Origin of the sequence: Vibrio sp. TH_r3 (genome assembly GCF_033101115.1) — a bacterium.
Taxonomy (GTDB): domain Bacteria; phylum Pseudomonadota; class Gammaproteobacteria; order Enterobacterales; family Vibrionaceae; genus Vibrio.
The window spans coordinates 1-20,616 of sequence record NZ_JAWMPW010000017.1 but is presented as its reverse complement, the minus strand read 5'-3'; the positions used below and the strand labels follow the sequence as shown (position 1 = coordinate 20,616).

The following is a 20,616-nucleotide window of genomic DNA, read 5'->3' as shown; positions in this document are numbered from 1 at the left end:
ATAGTATTTAGGAAAGGATATATAAGATGGCTGCTAAAGACGTAAAATTTGGTAATGATGCACGAATCAAAATGCTAGAAGGCGTAAATGTTCTAGCTGATGCTGTAAAAGTAACGCTTGGACCGAAAGGTCGTAACGTTGTATTGGACAAATCTTTCGGTGCACCAACCATCACTAAAGATGGTGTTTCTGTCGCGCGTGAAATTGAACTAGAAGATAAGTTCCAAAACATGGGCGCACAAATGGTTAAAGAAGTGGCTTCTCAAGCAAATGATGCCGCTGGTGACGGAACAACAACAGCTACAGTATTAGCTCAGTCAATCATTACTGAAGGCCTTAAAGCGGTAGCTGCTGGTATGAATCCAATGGACCTTAAACGTGGTATCGATAAAGCAGTTGTTGCTGCAGTAGAAGAGCTTAAAGCTCTATCTGTGCCATGTGCAGATACAAAAGCGATAGCACAAGTAGGAACGATTTCAGCGAACACTGATGAAACTGTTGGTAACATCATTGCTGAAGCGATGGAAAAAGTAGGTCGCGACGGTGTGATTACTGTTGAAGAAGGCCAAGCACTTCAAGATGAACTTGATGTTGTTGAAGGTATGCAGTTTGACCGAGGCTACCTATCTCCATACTTCATTACTAACCAAGAAGCGGGTGCGGTTGAATTAGAAAACCCATTCATTCTTTTGATCGACAAAAAAATATCGAATATTCGTGAGTTGCTAACCACGTTAGAAGCCGTTGCTAAAGCCTCTCGTCCACTGCTGATCATTGCGGAAGATGTTGAAGGTGAAGCACTGGCTACATTGGTAGTAAACAACATGCGTGGCATCGTGAAAGCAGCAGCAGTTAAAGCACCTGGTTTTGGTGATCGTCGCAAGTCAATGCTACAAGATATAGCGATTCTAACTTCTGGTACGGTTATTTCTGAAGAGATTGGTTTAGAACTAGAAAAAGCAACGTTAGAAGATCTAGGTCAAGCTAAGCGCGTGATCATTACTAAAGAAAACACAACTATCATTGATGGTCTTGGTGAAGAAGAAATGATTCAAGGTCGTGTTTCTCAAATTCGTCAGCAAATTGAAGAAGCGACATCAGATTACGATAAAGAGAAACTACAAGAGCGCGTAGCGAAACTTGCTGGTGGTGTTGCCGTAATCAAAGTTGGTGCTGCGACTGAAGTTGAAATGAAAGAGAAAAAAGACCGCGTGGAAGATGCACTTCACGCAACTCGTGCTGCAGTTGAAGAGGGCGTCGTTGCTGGTGGTGGTGTTGCACTTATTCGCGCAGCATCTAAAGTTGCAGGCCTTGAAGGTAGCAACGAAGAACAAAATGTTGGTATTCGTGTTGCTCTTCGAGCAATGGAAGCACCTATCCGTCAAATCGTTGAGAATGCAGGTGAGGAAGACTCAGTTGTTGCTAACAACGTTAAAGCAGGCGAAGGCAGCTATGGCTACAACGCAGCGACAGGCGAATACGGTGATATGCTTGAAATGGGTATTCTAGATCCAACCAAAGTAACGCGTAGCGCACTACAGTTCGCAGCTTCAGTTGCTGGTCTTATGATCACAACAGAAGCAATGGTTACTGATGTTCCTGCTAAAGATGCTGGTGCTGCAATGCCTGATATGGGCGGCATGGGTGGTATGGGTGGAATGCCAGGAATGATGTAAAATTCCGCTACCTATGTGACTAAAGTTTAGCGGTCATGTTAAATGGATTGGGCATGTTTAAATATATGCCCAATCAAGTTACAAGCACCATAAATTAGAAACGCTTACAATAAAAGCTATCCTAATTTTATCGAAAAAAAAAGCAGCGATTCCGCTGCTTTTTTAGTTTGTCTTTATGTATAGGTGGCTCGTATTAACGAATAATTTTTATCGAGTACCGTAGACAACGATGGTTTTACCGTGTGCAGAAATTAAGTTCTGCTCTTCAAGCATTTTCAAAATACGTCCAACTGTCTCACGCGAACAGCCAACAATTTGTCCAATCTCTTGACGAGTGATTTTGATCTGCATCCCATCAGGGTGCGTCATTGCATCAGGCTGTTTTGCCAAATTAAGCAGCGTTTGAGCAATACGACCAGTTACATCTAAGAAGGCTAAATCACCTACTTTTTGGCTTGTCGTTTGTAGACGGCTTGCCATTTGAGACGAAAGACGCATCAAAATATCAGGGTTAACTTGAATCAGCTGGCGGAATTTCTTAAATGAAATTTCAGCAACTTCACAAGGTGATTTTGCTCGTACCCATGCGGTACGTTCTTGGTCTTCTTCAAAGAGGCCTAGCTCACCGATGAAGTCACCTTGGTTAAGATAAGACAGAATCATCTCTTTACCTTCTTCATCCTTGATAAGCACAGCCACTGAGCCTTTCACAATATAATACAGAGTTTCAGCTTTCTCACCCGCGTGGATAAGCGTACTCTTTGATGGATACTTATGAATATGACAGTGTGAAAGAAACCACTCTAATGTTGGATCGGTTTGAGGTTTACCTAGAACCATAATTATCTCACTATTATCTGCAGGGCCTACTTAAGCAGCGTTCCTTTGCCGCGTCCCTATTTTTCGGTGACGTTAGCATAGGATTTCTTAGTCAAAGCTGCAAGCTACATATGTATGTCTGTTAAGAATAGTATCCTTTTTTACAGTCAATTTCTTGATTTTGATCGCTCTAAAATCCTTATTCTTCGCGTAAAAATGTGCACATCATCACGGTATAACAAACAAACTGCTAAATCGGTCAGAAATTAACCTATCTTGCCAGTTTCAATTAACTGTTGAAGGACTGGCCGGATAATTAATTCCATAGCAAAGCTCATTTTTCCACCTGGAACAACGATCGTATTGTGGCGCGAAACAAATGAGCCATCAATCATAGCTAAGAGATACGGAAAATCGACATTCTTCATACCACGCAAACGGATAACCACAAAACTTTCATCTAAACTCGGGATCCCTTTAGCGTTAAGAGGGTTTGATGTGTCGACGGTTGGAACACGCTGAAAGTTAATATGTGTGCGAGAAAATTGAGGAGTAATATAATTTAGGTAATCATCCATAGAGCGAACGATTGAATCGGTTACGGCTTCTCTTGAGTGACCTCTATCTCTAGTGTCACGTACGAACTTTTGAATCCATTCTAAATTAACAATCGGCACCATACCAATAAGCAAGTCTGCATGTTGTGATACATTAACCTCACCATCGACCACTGCGCCGTGCAAGCCTTCATAAAAAAGCACATCACTGTCTTCGGGTAAATCTTGCCAAGGTGTAAAGGTTCCTGGCATCTGATTATAAGGAACGGCTTCATCAAAGGAGTGTAGATAACGTCTTACTTGTCCTTTTCCTTCTTCTCCATATTTCTTGAAGAATTGTTCTAAGGCCGGAAAGTCGTTTGCTTGTGGACCAAAATAACTGATGTGTCGTCCTTGTTCTTTGGCTTTACGAATCTCAATGTCCATTTCTGGGCGAGTGAACTTATGAAAGCTATCTCCTTCAACCCATGCGGCTTTAACGTTCATCATATTAAACATTTTTCGAAATGCTTCTGAAGTTGTCGTTGTTCCTGCGCCAGATGAACCTGTAACAGCGATAACCGGATGTTTTGCGGACATGATATCCCTTGTTATTAAATTAGATTAAACGGTGTAATTTGCTAGTTTATGGGATTCTCTAAAAAGAATAAATGCTTTAGTTTTGCCAGCTAAAATTCGCCTTTGAGTTTAATATCAACGGTTTCATGTAATTCTGAAAACACGATAACGGCGTCACCCACTCTAAGTTGTTCTTTTACTTGCGCTACTTTGTCATCGAGCGTTACTTCATTTTGCCCATAATCCGTTCCTTCTCTCAGAACAAATTCTTTGATTAAATTGTCTAGCGTGTCATTTTCAATCTCTTGCCATGGAATAATCATGTGATTTTTACGTCTCTGTGCGAATGTTTTGATAATAATTTGGCAATGTTTCTTCTAACCAAAATTTTGGTTTAGTCATTGAACCAGTTAGAAAGCCGACATGACCTCCTTGTTCAAACAGTCGATAATGTATGTTTTTGTTTAATGTAAAGCTGGGGATAACTTGCTCAGTCATAAAGGGATCATCTTTAGCATGAATTAGCTGCAAAGGAACGGTGACATCATTGAGTACATTCATTCCCGAACATCGGCGGTAATAATCATGAGCACTTTTAAAATTATGCAAAGGGGCGGTGATAAGGTCATCGAATCCGCGCAGAGTTTTAAGGGAATGTATTGTGTCGGTTGATACTCCGATCGCTTGGCTTAACTGATTGTGTTTTTTCAGCGCGTTTTTCTTTAATGAACTCAATAAATAGTTACGATATACCTTGGAGAACCCTTGTTCAATACGAGAAGAACATGCTGCAAGATCCAAAGGAGCGGACACGACAGTTGCTGCTTGTACTATAGGATCATCATTATATTTGGCTAGATAGTTAACTAACATATTACCGCCAAGCGATACACCGATAGCGACAATGGGTTGATCTGGGAAGTTTTTGCGTAAATATTCAAGTACAAACCGGGCGTCTTCAGTTTCTCCAGAATGGTAAGCTCTTGCCAACTTGTTTGGCCTGCCACTACAGCCTCTAAAGTGCATCATAACAGACAGCCAACCATCTTGTGCAAAGGCGTGCATAAGTCCGTTTGCATATGGGCTGTAAAAACAGCCTTCCAAGCCGTGGAAAAGGACAAAGATAGGTTTATTTTTTGCTGAATCAGTTGTCTGATCTTCACTCCATGCGAGATCAAGAAAATCACCATCAAGTGTGTTTAAGGTTTGCCATTGAGCAGTAAACAGTGGTTTTTTTCTGATAAATCGAGGAATGACAGTTTGGATATGTGGGTTACTTAATCCACGAGCAGCTTTAAATTCGGTCATAATAGTTGGTCATCGATTGATGTGGAGTTGATTCTGCATTGATTCTAACAGAGATCAGTTTATCGGTGAGATGAAAATTTATAATCGTTAGGTTGATGCTAACTTAACCGAGGTTTTATGAGCTGGTGTTAGCAGAATGTTTTGCAAAGGTTGCTGTAAAAAGGTGTTCGGCATTGAGTGAGCGACAGTAAGCTAATGCTAACGGTTCTTTATTGTTGGGCGTGAGTTCAAGGATATTAATACATTCGACTAAATCTGACTGCTGTTGTTTTTCTAATAGTAGTTCAAATTCTAACGATTCTCGATATAAGGTTGCAGGGAGATGGGATTTGGTTTTCTTACGAAGATGCCGATAGTGGAGAAGTAATGTTTCTGTGCGTAAAAGCGCTTGTTGGACTTGATTCCAATCATTGCGATCAAAAATTAATTGTTGTTCATCAAGCCATTTCAACAGCAACAATAAATTAACGTTGCCATTGAAATTATTTTGTAGAGAAAGACACGCTTCTTTTACCCCTCGCATGGCGTAATATTGCAAACTGAATTGCCATAATCGTTCTACGGTGAGAAAAGAAGCGGTTTTTTTCATATAGCGTCCTGTTCCATTTCTTCTAGCGACTCTTGAATAGTCATCCACTCTAATTCAACCTCCTCAAGGTCAGATTTTGCAGAGGCTTGAAGAGCCAGTATTTGATTTAGTTTAGCTTTGTTTTCCGCTTGGTACAGTTCTGTATCCAATAATTGTTGTTCTGTTTCGGATAAAGTTGTACCAAGTTTGTCCATTTTTTTTTCTAGCTTTTCTAATGACTTTCTAAGTGGTGCCGTTTGCTTGCGAAATTCAGCTTGTTTGCGTTTCTGTTCTTTTTTTGATGCTGCACTGTTGTTGCTTTTATTTGAAGTAGTTTGAGTGGCTTCTTTTTTATTCGCTTTATTTTGTTCGGTAAGCCATTTGTAATAGTCGGTTAAATCACCATCAAAAGGGGCAACTTGCCTATCATGAACAAGGTAAAGATCATCCGTTGTTGCTCGTAGTAAATAGCGATCGTGACTTACGATGACCATTGCACCTTCAAAGGTTTGTAATGCAAAGGTGAGCGCTTGACGCATGTCGAGATCAAGGTGGTTTGTTGGTTCATCAAGTAAAAGTAAATTGGGTTTTTGCCATACGACTAAAGCCAAAACTAAACGTGCTTTTTCTCCACCAGAAAATGGAGCAACTTTATCGAGTGCTTTATCGCCCTGAAATCCAAAACTACCTAAATAATTCCTTAATTCTTGCTCGGTTTGTTTCGGCGCAATTTGCATCATGTGTTGTAACGGTGTTTCTTCAGGATGAAGCGTTTCCAATTGGTGCTGCGCAAAATAACCAATTTTAACACCTTGGGAATAGGTTAGATCACCACCTTGAGGAGCGAGTTCACCCGATAATAATTTTATTAATGTCGATTTACCGGCGCCATTTCGCCCTAAAAGACCAATGCGGCTACCAGGAACCAAATTCAAACGAATTTTTTCTAAGATGAGGTTATCATCGTAGCCTGCGGAAACTTCATCCATCATCAAAATTGGGTTAGGTAAAGCAGAAGGAATGCGAAATTCGAAACTGAATGGATTATCCAATTGAGCTGGAAGCACCTTTTCCATTTTATCTAACGCTTTAATGCGACTTTGTGCTTGTTTTGCTTTTGATGCTTTATAGCGAAAACGGTCGATATAGCTCTGCATGTGCTCTACTTGCTTCTGTTGCTTCTGGTACATTGCTTGTTGCAAGATTAATTTTTGAGCGCGCTGGCCTTCAAACGAAGAGTAATTACCGGTGTATTCGTTTAATAATTGATTTTCTACATGAATAATTCGATTCACGATAGGATCGAGAAAATCTCTATCATGAGAGATCAAGAGCAAGGTGCCAGGATAGCTTTGTAGCCATTTTTCAAGCCACATTACAGCATCAAGATCTAAGTGGTTGGTTGGCTCATCGAGTAATAGTAAATCTGAACGACATAACAGTGCTTGAGCCAAGTTAAGGCGCATGCGCCAACCACCAGAAAATTGAGTAAGACTCCAACTCATTTGTTGTTGGCTAAACCCTAATCCATTGAGTAATTCTGATGCTCTGGCAGCAATACTGTAGCCACCTATGGTTTCTATTCTACCGTGTAATTCGGCAACCAAAGTACCGTTATCATCTTGTTCTGCCTGAGCTAGTTGTGCTTCTAAACGTCGATATTCTCTATCTCCGTCGATCACGTATTCAAGTGCTGCGCGTTCTAAAGCCGGTGTTTCCTGAGCAACCCATGCTAGTTCCCAATGGGCAGGTTGACTAAAATTACCTGCATCAATAGAAAGTTCGCCTTTTAATAAAGCGAATAAAGTGGATTTCCCGCAACCATTTTTCCCAACTAAACCGACTTTATCTCCTGGATGGATGGTTGAAGTCGCTTTATCTAAAAGTGCTTTACCGCCACGCAGTAATTGAATATCTGAAAACGTAATCATAAAAATCTTATTGATAGGATGTTGTATAAACGCAGGAATAGTAGGCGTTATAAGAATAAAAGTCGATCATTATACAAATTACGATATGATGTTTGTTATCGAAAAATGTCAACTGTAAGTAAATTGTAGCCATATAGTTTGGATATGTTGGCAAATGAACTTGAATTTGTAAATCGTTTACTGGGTAACCTGAATTTGGGACAGTTTATGATTTTTTGATATAAACTCAAAGCGTTATAGTTTCTATCTAGAGGCTAGGTTAGATATAGTTATTTAGAGCAGTTGTGTCTAAAAAACGCTTACTTAGATAACATATGCTACCAATGATGAAAGAAAGCAAAAAGAATATTGTCGAGGAATGATGAAAACAGAAAGCTCTCTACCACGGATATTGGTCATTTTTGTTCATCCAGAACCGCATGCGTCAGTTGCCAATAGTGTGATGCTAAAAAAAATACAAGATCTGGAACATGTAACCATCCATGACTTATATGCGCAATATCCAGATTTTTTCATTGATGTTCAAACAGAACATCAGCTTTTATTGAGTCACGATATTATTGTCTTTCAGCATCCACTATTTATGTATTCTTGCCCAGCCCTTTTAAAAGAGTGGATGGATCGAGTATTAGGAAAAGGCTTTGCTTTTGGTGATGATTGTGAGCTAGCTGGAAAATATTGGCGAAGTGTCATAACCACGGGCGGCGCTCGTGAGGCCTTTGCTGCGTCAGGTTATAACAAGTATCCTATGGAACAGATTTTACAACCGTTTGAATTAACTGCTGGGCTGTGTCGAATGAATTGGTTAGAGCCGATGGTGTTGCATTGGGCAAGACACATTACCGATGTTGAGCGTTATGAGCATGCGGAAACTTACCGTCATTGGCTAATGAACCCGTGGGATATATTACAACAAAATCACAAGGAGATCTGTGATGGCGATGAGCGGTGATTTTTTGCATAGTAGCGTCATCTTTTTATCGGCTGCAGTAATTGCCGTTCCTTTAGCGCAAAGGTTAGGGCTTGGTTCTGTGCTGGGTTATCTGCTTGCTGGTGTGGCCATTGGTCCATGGGGATTTAGATTAATTAGCGATGTCGATGCGATTTTGCATTTTGCCGAGTTTGGTGTAGTTTTATTGCTGTTTCTAATTGGTTTAGAGCTTAATCCTAAGAAATTATGGCAAATGAGAAGCCCCATTTTAGGGTTAGGTGGCGCACAAGTTGTCTTAACCACCTGCGCACTAGCCAGTATTGCTAGTTTATTTGACCTTTCATGGCAAACCAGTTTAGTGATAGGGATGGGCCTCGCCTTATCTTCTACGGCAATCGCATTACGAGTAATTGAAGAACAAGGTTTAGCAGGTTCAGAAACGGGTCAATCAGGATTTGCTGTGTTGCTCTTTCAAGATATAGCCGTGATACCGATGTTAGCGATATTACCGGTACTGGCTGGTGGTCATGGTGACGGTAATTGGTTAGATACTGTCATCACTTTTGGTACTATCATTTTTTTACTCGGGGGTGGGCATTTTTTACTACGCCCACTGTTTCGATATGTTGTCACCAGTGGCGTACGTGAGCTATTTACCGTTACTGCATTACTGTTGGTTATTGGCATTGCCTTAATTATGCAGAGCCTTGGTCTATCTATGGCCTTAGGGACATTTCTGGCTGGTGTATTGTTGGCTGAAAGTGAATATCGGCACGAACTAGAAGTAGCAATAGAGCCATTTAAAGGTTTGTTACTCGGGTTGTTTTTTATTGCAGTAGGTATGTCTGTCAACCTTGGCTTGATCATTTTAGAACCGATGAAGATTCTACTCTCCGTGGTAGCGTTAGTCGCCATTAAAGGAATCATTCTGTATATCTTAGCTCGCTTGTTTGGAACACAAGCCAAAGCCCGAAGTCGAATGGCGGCTATTCTGAGCCAAGGTGGAGAATTTGCCTTTGTATTATTTACCGCCGCTCAAGCAGAAAATTTGCTTGCGCCTGAATTAGTTTCATTTTTATTAGTGGTGGTGAGCTTATCTATGGTGACAACTCCATTGCTATTACTTATCCAGAAAAAATGGTTTTCTGCCACAATTAATCACGATGAAGATATAAATGCAGAAGACGTAGTGAACCGAAACCCTAGGGTAATTATCGCCGGATTTGGTCGTTTTGGCCAAGTTGTTGGACGACTTATGTACGCTAACAAAATTCGGATTACCGTGCTTGAAAGCGATGCTGGGCAAATTAATTTGTTGCGTAAGTATGGCTACAAAGTATTTTATGGTAACGCAACACAGTTGGATTTATTAAGAGCAGCTGGCGCAGATAAAGCCGAAGCTTTAGTTGCTTGTACTGATAACCCTGATGATATCTTGCACATAGTGAAAATTTGCCAACAACACTTTCCACATCTTAAGATCTTAGCGCGCGCACGGAGTCGTGTGGAAGCCTATCAGTTATTAAATCACGGCGTACCTAACTATTCACGTGAAACGTTTTTAGGTGCTTTGGATTTAGGTCGACAGTTGCTTATTGAGCTGGGTATGCATCCGTATCAAGCTAAAAGAGCGGAAGATCATTTTCAAAAGTTGGATAATTCAATGTTAAAAGAATTGCTGCCTAAACACACAGATGGAAAAGATCTCGCACTGCGCTCGAAAGAATCCCGTAAAGAACTAGAAGAAATATTCGGTCAAGAAATGGAAACCGACAAGCAATCGACCAATCACTGGAAATAATTAAATAAGCAAGGTTAATGGAATGAAACTGAAGAAACGATTTATAGCAGGGGCAAGTTGCCCAAAATGCGCTGCTCAAGATTCGCTTCGTTGGTGGGTAGAGAATAGTATTGAAATGGTTGAATGTGTTGAATGTCATCATTTAGATAAACGACTGCCTAAAACGATGGAACAATCTGAACATTCAGATCAAGATATGATCGGTTTTTTTAAACCTTAGGGTTTTAGTTTAAGAATTTTACCTCCATAATAGGCGCTAATTGTCACTAAAATTACTCTTGGTTGGTAGGAAATTCAGCTACCCCAATTCTCTTTGGAGCAAACATGAATATTGAAAAGAACGTTGTAGTGAGCCTAGCATACCAAGTGAAGCTTGAAGAAGGCGTAGTTGTTGATGAAGCAACCGCTGATAAGCCTTTAGATTATTTGCATGGCCACAATAACCTAATTACTGGTCTTGAAGCTGAACTTGCAGGTAAAAAAGCTGGGGATAAATTCTCTGCAACGATTGGCCCTGATGATGCTTATGGTGAACATAACGAAGCGTTAGTTCAACGTGTTCCTGCTAACGTTTTCCAAGGCGTTGATCAAATTGAAGTTGGTATGCGTTTCTTAGCCGATACCGATCAAGGTCCGATTCCTGTTGAAGTAACCGAAGTGGATGGTGATGAAGTCGTGGTTGATGGAAATCACATGCTTGCAGGTCAAACGTTGACGTTTGACGTTGAAGTGATGGCCACGCGTGAAGCGACAGCAGAAGAAATTGAACACGGCCATATTCATAAAGAAGATGGTCACGATCACGAAGGTGGTTGTTGTGGCGGTGAAGGCCATGGTGAAGGTAAAGAAGAAGGCTGCTGCGGCGGCGGCAAAGGTAAAGAAAGTAATGGCGGCGGCTGTGGCTGCTCACACTAATCACTTTCTTGGTTAGATTTGTTAAGTAAGTATAAAAACCCTAAGAGCACAATTGCGATGCCTTAGGGTTTTTTTATCAATAAAATTCAGTTAATCAAGGATGAGTTATGTCTACATTACCTTTTGCAATCGCCATTCATGGTGGCGCTGGAACCATACTTAAACAAAACCTTACTAATGAGCTTGAAAAAGAAATCACAACCGCTCTGGAGCTTTCAGTACGTGAAGGATACAAAATTCTGCAACAAGGTGGTGATGCGCTTGATGCCACGGTTGCCGCGGTGAAAGTTTTAGAAGACAGTCCTCACTTTAATGCTGGCAAAGGTTCGGTATTAACTCATACAGAAATGGTTGAGATGGATGCTTCAGTTATGCATGGCAAAGAGATGGATGCGGGCGCGATAGCAGCAGTGAAGCATATTAAGAATCCAGTAGTATTGGCACGCGATGTTATGCAAAAAAGCGATCATGTTTTTTTAATTAGTGAAGGTGCAGAACAGTTTGCGTTTGAACATGGCCATGACTACACCGAACAGGATTACTTCTTTACAGAACGACGTTATGAACAACTTCAAACCATGAAAGCCAGTGGCAGTTTCGGTCTTTCAGAGTCTAAATTTCCAGATGATAAAAAGTTTGGCACAGTAGGCGCAGTTGCATTAGATCAACACGGTAATCTTGCTGCGGCAACCAGTACTGGTGGTTTAACTAATAAAAAGTATGGACGAGTGGGCGATTCACCTATTATCGGTGCAGGAACATTTGCAGAAAATAATAATGTGGCGGTTTCGACAACAGGTATGGGCGAATGTTTTATGCGTAAGATGGTAGCTTCAGATGTCGCTGCTCGAATGAAATATTTACAGGAAGATGTGTATACCGCGAGTGAAATGGTTATCCAAGGTGATCTAAAATTAATGGGCGGAGAAGGAGGGTTAATCGCAATCGATCAGTATGGCAATATCCATAATGCAATGAATAGTTCAGGTATGTATAGAGCAAGCATCGATAAACAAGGTCAACTAAATGTCGCTATTTTTGTTGATGATTAGTCTTTGAAGCAAAAAGCTTGACGTTATAGTTTTAGCAAGCGGTAAAGCTAGAGACTTAACAACAAGCATCTAGCTTTAATAGATGTTTTTTTAATAGATGGTTTTGACTGACTAATTTTATTGAAAGATTAATAATGTGGCGGTGGTGTTTCTTCAGACGCATCTGCCATATTGGATGAATCCATATTTTTAACTTTACCCACCACGTACTTCATTTGGTCCTGCATTTTGTTAATGAGTAACTGTTGCTGACTAAGTGCTTCATTGAGCTCATCAATAGTTTGCTCTTGGAAAGCGGCTTTGTATTCTAAATCTTCAATACGTTGTTGTAATTGTTCAATAGTATTATCTGTCATTGTTCTATTTTCCAAGCTTGGGCAATACCAGCTGATGTGGCTGATATTATTCTATTTTGACGATCAAAAGCGGCATCATACACGACTGCACGCGGAGGGCGAGTATCTTTTAATGGTTCGACATCCCAACTGTCTAAGTGTTTACCACTGCTCGATTCCCATAACATCACTCGACCATTGGGAGATCCCGTTACTAAGAATTGTCCATCGTCTGAAAAACGAGCAGATGAGAAGACTAATTGCCTTGAAAGCGATTTTAATTCTGATATTTTCTGACCCGTTTTTAAATCCCAAATAAAGCTATCGTTTGCACCATCAGAGGTTAGTGCGTATTTTCCATCTCGCTGTAAAGCTACTCGGTTAATACGAGCTTTGTGCTCAAAACGATATAGCGCTTGTCCAGTATCGGTATTCCAAAAGTACGCGTTATAGTCATTGCCGCCTGTTAATGCAAATTTGCCATTGGACGACATCGCAACCGTATTGACTTTTTCTCTATGGGCAAGGAACTCTAGCCGTCTTCCGCTGACTAAATTGACGTAAATAGCTTTACCATTGGACAAACCAAGCAGCACTTGTTCTCCATTGCTGGATATATCAATGTCTCGGATTAAGCCATCCGAGATAGACCACAGGCCTTGAGCTTGAGTCCAAGATAGATCCCAAACCGCGAAATTAAGCTGAGTTGCGGTAACGGCGTAACGACTGTTGTCTGAAATCCTTATGTGGGATACGGTGTTTCCATCAAGGTCTTGTTTACCTAAAGCGGCTAATTCGGTATTTTCTTGTAGATCCCAAAGGAGTAATTGACGTTGTTTGGAATAAAGTAAAGCAAAGTGTGCGTCTCGACTGAGTGCAAAACTCGTGCTGCCTTTAGGCTCTATTGTCCATCTTTTATCTTCTGGGGAAGAAAAAAAACAACCATTTAACAAGCTTATGACAATAGCCAATAGCATATAATGAGAGATTATTCGCATTCTGATTAAGAATCCAGTTTGTGTCGACAGGCATAACCCTAGTATATTGATACCATATTAATTTTGCACATTTCATTGATAATGATTGAGAAGTGCGTACTGACATAAATAGCTCGAGCTATTAATTTGGAGAATTTAATGAAACCTTTGTTTAAAGTGTCCCTACTTGCTGCAACTGTAATGTTGGCTGTAGGTTGTCAAAAAGAAGAAACACCTAAAGCGGAAGCGGCTCCTCAAGTTGAACAAGTACAAGTTGAAGCTGATAGCGCTGTTCACTTTAAAACAGAAGAAGAAAAGGCCGCTTATGCGTTTGGTCTTTATTTTGCTAAGAATATAGAATCTAGCATTGAAGGTTCTACTGAGATTGGTGTTAATTTACAGAAAGAACTTGTACTTCAAGGTATTGAAGATGTTTTTGCTGATACAGAAAAAATGACCGATGAAGAATTACATACAGTGCTGGAAACATTCCAACAAACAGTGAATGAAAAAATGCAGGCTAAAGCTGTAGCAGAAGCAGAAGAAGCACAAAAAGTCAGTGATGAATTTAGAGCTGAATTTGAAAAACAAGACGGCGTACAAAAAACCGAATCAGGGCTTTTATATCAAGTATTGACACCATCTGAAGGTGAAAAACCAGCAGAGACTGACACCGTAGAAGTGCATTATGTTGGAACTTTGATAGACGGGACTAAATTCGACAGCTCATACGATCGTGATGAAACGGCTACATTCCCACTCAATCGTGTTATTCCAGGTTGGACTGAAGGGGTTCAACTTATGTCTGTAGGTTCTAAATATAAGTTTGTGATTCCGCCAGAGTTGGCTTACGGCGCTCAAGAAACACCGACTATTCCTGCAAACTCAACTCTCGTTTTTGAAGTTGAATTAATTAGCATCGATAACGGTGAAGTTGAAGAACCTGCAGAAGCAGTAACAGAACAAGCTACGGAAACAGCGGCTGACGCACCTTCAGAAGCGGAAAAAGAAGAAATGACAACAACAGAATAATGGTTGTTTTGGTTGTGTAAATAAAGGCTCGATTTTTCGAGCCTTTTTTTATTGATAAAAAAATAATTAATCTTAGCGGTTGTTATTGACTCAAAACGGTGCGCAATTCAAAATTTCTGATAAACTTGCATTAATTAGTTGAGTTTAAACGAGGCGATAAATTGTGACTACTTCAGAAGTTGTTCATGCAGAAGCGTTGCTAGAAATGGAACATGTGGTAGTGGAACCATTTAGCGAGCATGATCTGATAATTTTAAAATCTTATGAAGCTGTAGTGGATGGGATTGCGGGTCTAATCGGCCCATTTTGTGAAATAGTACTTCACTCTTTAGAAAGTCTGGATACTTCTGCGATTAAAATTGCCAATGGCGAAAATACAGGTAGACGGGTTGGTTCTCCTATTACTGATTTAGCATTGAAAATGCTGAAAGATATTGAAGGTTCTCAACGTAATTTTTCGCGTGCTTATTTTACCCGAGCGAAAGGCGGCGTATTGATGAAATCTATTACTATTGCTATCCGTAATGGTAATAATCGCGTGATTGGCTTGCTTTGTATCAACATCAATTTAGACGCCCCTTTTTCTGATATTCTGCAATCTTTTATGCCAACGGAAGATGCAAAAGAAGCGGCATCATCGGTTAACTTTGCCAGCGATGTGGTCGAACTTGTAGATCAAACGGTTGAGCAAAGTATTGAAAATATTAATGCAGACAAGTCTGTATCAAATAACACTAAAAACCGACAAATCGTAATAGAACTATATGATAAAGGTATCTTCGACATTAAAGATGCAATAAACCGTGTAGCTGACCGATTAAATATTTCAAAACATACAGTTTATCTCTATATTCGTCAGCGTAAAACTGAGGACGGGGATAAGTGAACTTGCGTTACACTCTAGTGGTAAATGGTGGCGTTTATGGCAGTCAATCTGCTAGAAACGCGTACGCATTTGCCACCGCTCTGCTTGAAAAAGGCCACTCATTGGTTTCGGTGTTTTTTTATCAAAATGGGGTAACGAATGGATCGAAACTTATTGTACCTGCAAACGATGAATTTGATTTGACCAAAGCGTGGCAACAATTAGCTGATAAACATAATGTTCGCCTTGAAACATGTGTTGCGGCCGCTCTTCGACGAGGTATTGTTGGCAAACAAGAAGCACAACAACATCAATGTGATGCGGATAATTTAGCGACCGGTTTTGAACAAACAGGATTAGGCAGTTTAGCTGAAGCCTTACTAACACAAGATAGAGTGGTGCAGTTTTGAAAAAACTTGGTTTTATTTTTCGTTCTCATCCGCATTCATCAGCAAAAGGACGTGAAGGATTAGACGCATTACTTGCTGCCTCTGCTTACTGCGATAATATATCAGTATTTTTTATTGGCGAAGGAGTCACTCAGCTTATCGCGAATCAAAAGACCTCAGGTATCTATTCTAGAGATTATGTTCCTGCATTTAAATTGATGGATCTTTATGACATTGAAGAGGTGTACCTGTGTGAGGACTCTTTGATAGAGCAAGGGTTGAGAAATAGCGAGTTGGTTTTCGATATAATCCCACTTCCAATTGAACAGTTAAAAGAAAAATTAAATAGCTGCGATAAACTGCTGACGTTTTAAGGTCCATTATGTTGCATATAATTAAACATCCCAGATCGCTAGCAGAAGCACTTTTATACGCGACAGATAGTGATGATATATTGTTACTGGAAGACGCGGTTTATACAGCACTACCTGAGCATAAATTCCATGCATTGATAGTTGATAAGCCGAATGTTTTTTGCTTATTAGAGGATGCTGTAGCAAGAGGCCTGAAGTTACCAAAGGAGACAAGCCAGAATAAATTGAGAGTAATAGACTTTGCGGGTTTTGTGGATTTGACTGCGAAGCAGGCTCAGTCATTAACTTGGGATTAAACTTCTGCTCTATCACTGAATATAGTCTGTTTTTTTATACTTTTATATATCAATGAATTGACTGTTCTCGTCTACTTGCGATATTAATAGTTTCGATTGAGTTGTTATTTATCTTTATGATTAGATGCTTTTATTGACGATAAATAAACAAATAGTATCAGTAGTGTGAAAAGAATATTCGCTAGAATGGAATGATCTATTTCGATACATTGCAGGTAATACATTTCATGTTTTTCTTTAGGAATAATGAATTTTATTTAAGAGCAACTGATTTTATCGTTTAGGCAGACGAAAGTTGGGTACTAATAAAAATGCTGCCATAACCTTCAAGTACTATGTCTTTGGTCGAAGTTTCAGTCTTTCACAATAAAGTGATTAGCCATACTATTACCTTTTTCACAATACCCATCTCCGTAAATAAAATGAAAACGTCGTTTTGGAATACTGGCGGCTAGCTATTACCATTGTGTCTTGAATGTAGGAATGGCGCTTGCTGCTATGTTGATATAAAAAATGCCAAATTGAACTAATCCATGTGGGTATTGTGTAAATCAATGAGTTGGGATAAATACGATAAAGGATCGGTAAAAGATCTCTAAATACCTTGACACACCTCTCTTCCATGCATAAAATCTTGCGTCCCTCATTGTAGGGTTAGATTTTTCATGAAGCATAATTTCAGCAAATCAGGAGCTAGTTAATGGCAACTATTAACCAGTTGGTACGTAAGCCTCGTGCAAAGCAAGTTGTTAAAAGCAACGTGCCAGCACTAGAAGCGTGCCCACAAAAACGTGGTGTATGTACTCGTGTATATACTACTACACCTAAAAAACCTAACTCAGCACTTCGTAAAGTTTGTCGTGTACGTTTGACAAATGGTTTCGAAGTAACTTCGTACATCGGCGGTGAAGGTCATAACCTTCAAGAGCACTCAGTTGTTCTAATCCGTGGCGGTCGTGTTAAAGACCTTCCAGGTGTGCGTTACCACACAGTTCGTGGTGCACTTGACTGTGCAGGCGTTAATGACCGTAAGAAAGGTCGTTCTAAGTACGGTGTTAAACGTCCTAAGTCTTAATGATTCTCTGTTTACGAACAAGCGTTAAGTAAGGCCAAACATTAATTATTTATATTTTTGAAAAAACTGAAAAGTTTTGGATAACCTGAAGAAGACAACGGAGAAATTCCTATGCCACGTCGTCGCGTAATTGGTCAGCGTAAGATCCTACCAGATCCTAAATTCAAATCTGAATTGCTGGCAAAATTCGTCAACATCCTTATGGTTGACGGAAAGAAATCTACTGCAGAAAAAATTGTTTATACTGCACTAGAAACTATGGCTGAGAAATCTGGTAAAGATCACTTAGCTGTATTTGAAGAAGCTCTTGAAAATGTTCGTCCATCGGTAGAGGTTAAATCTCGCCGTGTGGGTGGTTCAACTTACCAAGTACCTGTAGAAGTTCGTCCGGTTCGCCGTAACGCTCTTGCTATGCGTTGGGTAGTTGAAGCTGCGCGTAAGCGTGGTGAAAAATCTATGGCTCAACGCCTAGCTGCTGAAATGCTAGATGCGTCAGAGAACAAAGGTACTGCTGTTAAGAAACGTGAAGACGTTCACCGTATGGCAGACGCGAACAAAGCGTTCGCACATTACCGCTGGTAATAATACCTTTAAGCACTGCGAAGTCCTTCGCAGTGCTTTTCTTGTTCAAGCATTAAATTTTCTACATCGAAATATTTATTTCACATTTTTATTTCAAAATATTATTGTTTCAAAATAGTTTTTTATCTGACATGCCCAATAATAGGCAGCAGTTAAGATAAACAGATATTTTAAAACAACTAATAGTCTCTATATTTAAGAGGATAGAATCGTGGCTCGTAAAACTCCGATTGAGCTATACCGAAATATTGGTATCGTTGCTCACGTTGATGCAGGCAAAACAACCACAAGTGAACGTATTCTGTTCTATACAGGCCTTTCTCACAAAATCGGTGAAGTGCACGATGGCGCTGCGACCATGGACTGGATGGAGCAAGAGCAGGAACGTGGAATTACCATTACCTCTGCTGCAACAACAACCTTCTGGCGTGGTATGGAAGGTCAGTATGACAATCATCGCATTAATATTATCGATACCCCAGGACACGTTGATTTTACTATTGAAGTAGAACGTTCATTGCGTGTACTTGATGGCGCTGTCGTGGTTTTTTGTGGCGCATCTGGTGTTGAACCTCAATCTGAAACCGTATGGCGTCAAGCAGATAAATACCAAGTTCCTCGTCTAGTTTTTGTTAACAAAATGGACCGAGCTGGTGCTGATTTTTTACGTGTTGTTGACCAGATAAAAGATCGCTTAGGTGCGAACCCGGTTCCTATTCAACTAAATATTGGTGCAGAAGAAAATTTTAAAGGGGTGATCGACCTCATTAAAATGAAAGCGATCAATTGGAGTGAAGCGGATCAAGGCACAAGCTTTACTTACGAAGACATTCCTGCCGATATGCAAGAACTAGCAGAAGAATGGCGAAATAATTTAATAGAAGAAGCCGCAGAAGCAACTGATGAGCTGATGGAAAAGTACCTTGAAGAAGGTGAGTTAACTGAAGCTGAAATTAAACAAGCGTTGCGAATTCGAACTCTTAAGAATGAAATTGTGCTTGCTACATGTGGTAGTGCCTTTAAAAATAAAGGAGTGCAAGCTGTTCTTGATGCAGTTGTTGAGTATTTGCCTGCACCTGTCGATGTACCAGCTATTACTGGCATTGATACAGACGAGAATGAAGTTGAACGTCATGCAGATGACAATGAACCGTTTGCTGCTTTGGCCTTTAAAATAGCCACTGACCCATTTGTAGGTACGCTCACTTTTATGCGTGTTTATTCTGGCGTAGTAAACTCAGGCGATGCCGTTTATAACTCCGTTAAGCAGAAGCGTGAACGCTTTGGACGCATTGTTCAGATGCATTCAAATAAACGTGAAGAAATTAAAGAAGTACGTGCTGGTGATATTGCAGCAGCTATAGGTCTGAAAGACGTGACCACGGGTGATACATTATGTGATCAAAATGCCAAAGTCATTTTAGAGCGCATGGAGTTCCCTGAGCCGGTTATTCAAATTGTAGTAGAACCTCGTTCGCTTGCCGATCAGGATAAGATGAGTATTGCACTAGGTAAACTAGCAGCAGAAGATCCTTCTTTCCGAGTTGAAACGGATAACGAAACAGGCCAGACATTAATTTCTGGTATGGGTGAGCTTCACCTAGATATTATCGTCGACCGAATGAAGCGCGAATTCAGTGTAGATTGTAATGTAGGTAAACCTCAAGTTGCCTACCGTGAAACCATCCGTGGTAAAACGGATGTGGAAGGTAAGTTCATTCGTCAATCTGGCGGTAAAGGTCAATATGGTCACGTGTGGCTTACGATCGAACCTGCAGAGAAAGGCGAAGGCTTTGTATTTGTGGACGAAATCGTTGGTGGTACTGTTCCTAAGGAATATATCAGCTCAGTATCGAAAGGTATTGAAGAGCAGATGAATAACGGTGTTCTGGCTGGCTATCCTGTATTGGATGTTAAAGCAACACTGTTTGACGGCTCATACCACGATGTCGACTCAAGTGAGATGGCGTTTAAAATCGCTGGCTCAATGGCGTTTAAGAAGGGTGCGTTGGAAGCACAACCTGTACTTCTTGAACCCATGATGAAAGTTGAAATAACGACTCCTGAAGATTGGATGGGTGACGTTGTTGGCGATTTAAATCGTCGTCGCGGCATCATTGAGGGGATGGATGATGGACCTGCTGGTTTAAAAATCCTTCGTGCTCAAGTACCATTATCACAGATGTTCGGTTATGCAACCGACCTTCGTTCTGCTACTCAAGGACGTGCTTCATACTCAATGGAATTTTTTGAGTATGCAGAAATTCCGAAAGCAGTAGCGAATGCAATTATTGCTGAACGTGGTTAATAAAGAGTAGCTTGTTTTATAAATGAGTGACTGTTTAATAATGAATCTATTGCGTTGACGCGCGTTGACGCATAAAATAGCAAATTCTGGCGCGCCCTGTACAAAACGATTGGGGCGAATCATAACTAGGTAAGGAACACAATCGTGTCTAAAGAAAAATTTGAACGTACGAAACCGCACGTAAACGTTGGTACTATTGGCCACGTTGACCACGGTAAAACAACTCTAACAGCTGCTATCTGTACTACACTTTCAAAAGTGTACGGC

At 40.4% G+C, this 20,616-nt stretch carries 23 protein-coding genes; 15 read left to right on the top strand and 8 right to left on the bottom strand.

Translation table 11 applies throughout. From position 1 onward, the window contains the following. Positions 1-26 precede the first annotated feature (26 nt). Entirely contained in the window at positions 27-1,676 is a 1,650-nt protein-coding gene (groL, locus tag R3X26_RS13630; protein WP_317717881.1) for a chaperonin GroEL, read from the top strand. Positions 1,677-1,883: 207 nt separating this feature from the next. Here the strand turns inward: groL and crp are convergent, their stop codons facing one another. The 6 genes from crp to R3X26_RS13600 form a co-directional block, all read right to left on the bottom strand. After that, on the bottom strand, positions 1,884-2,516 hold the full coding sequence (gene crp / locus R3X26_RS13625; RefSeq protein ID WP_272132783.1) for a cAMP-activated global transcriptional regulator CRP: 633 nt from the start codon (positions 2,514-2,516) through the stop codon (positions 1,884-1,886). 245 nt (positions 2,517-2,761) lie between these two features. Continuing rightward, the gene (locus R3X26_RS13620; RefSeq protein ID WP_317717880.1) at positions 2,762-3,631 is read right to left on the bottom strand and encodes a phosphoribulokinase; all 870 of its coding nucleotides are present in this window, start codon (positions 3,629-3,631) and stop codon (positions 2,762-2,764) included. An 89-nt stretch (positions 3,632-3,720) separates the two neighbouring features. Next, positions 3,721-3,933 carry a YheU family protein gene (locus tag R3X26_RS13615; RefSeq protein ID WP_317717879.1) on the bottom strand — a complete coding sequence of 71 codons (213 nt, stop codon included), beginning with the start codon at positions 3,931-3,933 and terminating at the stop codon, positions 3,721-3,723. Positions 3,934-3,940: 7 nt separating this feature from the next. After that, positions 3,941-4,918 (bottom strand): hydrolase, encoded by a 978-nt coding sequence (locus R3X26_RS13610; protein WP_317717878.1) that lies wholly within the window; start codon positions 4,916-4,918, stop codon positions 3,941-3,943. A 115-nt stretch (positions 4,919-5,033) separates the two neighbouring features. Continuing rightward, the gene (locus R3X26_RS13605) at positions 5,034-5,507 is read right to left on the bottom strand and encodes a TIGR02444 family protein (protein ID WP_317717877.1); all 474 of its coding nucleotides are present in this window, start codon (positions 5,505-5,507) and stop codon (positions 5,034-5,036) included. Beyond that, the gene (locus tag R3X26_RS13600) at positions 5,504-7,417 is read right to left on the bottom strand and encodes an ABC transporter ATP-binding protein (protein WP_317717876.1); all 1,914 of its coding nucleotides are present in this window, start codon (positions 7,415-7,417) and stop codon (positions 5,504-5,506) included. The genes R3X26_RS13605 and R3X26_RS13600 overlap by 4 nt, the downstream gene beginning before the upstream one ends. A 358-nt stretch (positions 7,418-7,775) precedes the next feature. Between R3X26_RS13600 and kefG the strand changes: the two genes are divergently transcribed. From kefG to R3X26_RS13575, 5 genes are all read left to right on the top strand, one after another. Beyond that, positions 7,776-8,369 carry a glutathione-regulated potassium-efflux system ancillary protein KefG gene (gene kefG / locus R3X26_RS13595; RefSeq protein WP_317717875.1) on the top strand — a complete coding sequence of 198 codons (594 nt, stop codon included), beginning with the start codon at positions 7,776-7,778 and terminating at the stop codon, positions 8,367-8,369. Next, on the top strand, positions 8,353-10,149 hold the full coding sequence (gene kefB / locus R3X26_RS13590) for a glutathione-regulated potassium-efflux system protein KefB (protein ID WP_317717874.1): 1,797 nt from the start codon (positions 8,353-8,355) through the stop codon (positions 10,147-10,149). The genes kefG and kefB overlap by 17 nt, the downstream gene beginning before the upstream one ends. 22 nt (positions 10,150-10,171) lie before the next feature. Next, complete coding sequence (locus R3X26_RS13585) at positions 10,172-10,369, top strand: YheV family putative zinc ribbon protein (protein ID WP_317717873.1); 198 nt, start codon at positions 10,172-10,174, stop codon at positions 10,367-10,369. A 104-nt stretch (positions 10,370-10,473) separates the two neighbouring features. After that, a complete protein-coding gene (gene slyD, locus R3X26_RS13580; protein WP_317717872.1) occupies positions 10,474-11,064 on the top strand; it encodes a peptidylprolyl isomerase in 591 nt (196 codons plus the stop codon). A 107-nt stretch (positions 11,065-11,171) separates the two neighbouring features. Next, positions 11,172-12,116: an isoaspartyl peptidase/L-asparaginase gene (locus R3X26_RS13575; protein WP_317717871.1), complete on the top strand. Its 945-nt coding sequence runs from the start codon at positions 11,172-11,174 to the stop codon at positions 12,114-12,116. A gap of 128 nt (positions 12,117-12,244) precedes the next feature. Here the strand turns inward: R3X26_RS13575 and R3X26_RS13570 are convergent, their stop codons facing one another. Together R3X26_RS13570 and R3X26_RS13565 are read right to left on the bottom strand one after the other, a co-directional pair. Next, positions 12,245-12,472 (bottom strand): SlyX family protein, encoded by a 228-nt coding sequence (locus tag R3X26_RS13570; protein ID WP_317717870.1) that lies wholly within the window; start codon positions 12,470-12,472, stop codon positions 12,245-12,247. Continuing rightward, positions 12,469-13,449: a hypothetical protein gene (locus R3X26_RS13565; RefSeq protein WP_317717869.1), complete on the bottom strand. Its 981-nt coding sequence runs from the start codon at positions 13,447-13,449 to the stop codon at positions 12,469-12,471. Before R3X26_RS13565 ends, R3X26_RS13570 begins: the two co-directional genes overlap by 4 nt. A gap of 138 nt (positions 13,450-13,587) precedes the next feature. Here R3X26_RS13565 and fkpA point away from each other — a divergent pair, with 138 nt between their 5' ends. From fkpA to R3X26_RS13520, 9 genes are all read left to right on the top strand, one after another. After that, entirely contained in the window at positions 13,588-14,460 is an 873-nt protein-coding gene (fkpA, locus tag R3X26_RS13560; protein ID WP_317717868.1) for an FKBP-type peptidyl-prolyl cis-trans isomerase, read from the top strand. Between the two features lie 163 nt (positions 14,461-14,623). Continuing rightward, positions 14,624-15,346 (top strand): transcriptional regulator, encoded by a 723-nt coding sequence (locus tag R3X26_RS13555; protein ID WP_317717867.1) that lies wholly within the window; start codon positions 14,624-14,626, stop codon positions 15,344-15,346. Next, positions 15,343-15,735: a sulfurtransferase complex subunit TusD gene (gene tusD, locus R3X26_RS13550; protein ID WP_317717866.1), complete on the top strand. Its 393-nt coding sequence runs from the start codon at positions 15,343-15,345 to the stop codon at positions 15,733-15,735. Before R3X26_RS13555 ends, tusD begins: the two co-directional genes overlap by 4 nt. Then, the gene (gene tusC / locus R3X26_RS13545) at positions 15,732-16,088 is read left to right on the top strand and encodes a sulfurtransferase complex subunit TusC (protein ID WP_317717865.1); all 357 of its coding nucleotides are present in this window, start codon (positions 15,732-15,734) and stop codon (positions 16,086-16,088) included. The genes tusD and tusC overlap by 4 nt, the downstream gene beginning before the upstream one ends. Before the next feature lie 8 nt (positions 16,089-16,096). After that, positions 16,097-16,384: a sulfurtransferase complex subunit TusB gene (gene tusB, locus R3X26_RS13540; RefSeq protein ID WP_317717864.1), complete on the top strand. Its 288-nt coding sequence runs from the start codon at positions 16,097-16,099 to the stop codon at positions 16,382-16,384. A 700-nt stretch (positions 16,385-17,084) separates the two neighbouring features. Then, positions 17,085-17,459 carry a 30S ribosomal protein S12 gene (rpsL, locus tag R3X26_RS13535; protein ID WP_005417208.1) on the top strand — a complete coding sequence of 125 codons (375 nt, stop codon included), beginning with the start codon at positions 17,085-17,087 and terminating at the stop codon, positions 17,457-17,459. 111 nt (positions 17,460-17,570) lie between these two features. Further along, a complete protein-coding gene (rpsG, locus tag R3X26_RS13530) occupies positions 17,571-18,041 on the top strand; it encodes a 30S ribosomal protein S7 (RefSeq protein ID WP_102471084.1) in 471 nt (156 codons plus the stop codon). A 211-nt stretch (positions 18,042-18,252) separates the two neighbouring features. Beyond that, complete coding sequence (gene fusA / locus R3X26_RS13525) at positions 18,253-20,349, top strand: elongation factor G (RefSeq protein WP_317717863.1); 2,097 nt, start codon at positions 18,253-18,255, stop codon at positions 20,347-20,349. Between the two features lie 144 nt (positions 20,350-20,493). Further along, positions 20,494-20,616 (top strand): GTP-binding protein (locus tag R3X26_RS13520; RefSeq protein WP_254868837.1); only part of this gene is annotated, 123 nt, incomplete at its 3' end.